Origin of the sequence: Hydrogenophaga sp. RWCD_12, assembly GCF_046604225.1 — a bacterium.
Classification (GTDB): domain Bacteria; phylum Pseudomonadota; class Gammaproteobacteria; order Burkholderiales; family Burkholderiaceae_C; genus Hydrogenophaga.
In genome coordinates this window covers 1-342 of the sequence record NZ_JBKIXC010000025.1, presented here as the reverse complement: position 1 = coordinate 342, position 342 = coordinate 1, and the positions used below count along the sequence as shown (strand labels likewise).

General features: G+C 63.5%; 1 protein-coding gene. It reads left to right on the top strand.

Translation table 11 applies throughout. The annotated features are described in order from the left end of the window. Window positions 1-19: 19 nt before the first annotated feature. On the top strand, window positions 20-342 hold a 323-nt coding region (locus ACLIJ1_RS23330), incomplete at its 3' end, for an Ig-like domain-containing protein (RefSeq protein ID WP_411367972.1).

The window sequence follows — 342 nt, the reverse complement described above, 5'->3', positions numbered from 1 at the left end:
TGCGGCCAACGATCCTCCCGTGGCTCAGGACGACAACATCCGTGGCCAGGAAGACCAGCCGGTCACGTTCAACCCGCTGACCAATGACAGCGACCCGGAAAACGAGCCACTGACGATCACGCAGATCAACGGCAGCCCGATCGTGCCGGGCACGCCGGTGGTGATCAACGATCCGGGTACAGGCGCTCCGATCGGTGAGCTCGTGCTCAATCCCGATGGCACGCTGACGTTCACGCCGGAGCCGAACTACAACACGACCACGCCGATCCCGATCACTTACACGATCACCGATCCGCACGGTGCCACGGCCACGGCCACGATCCGTCTGGTGATCGATCCGGT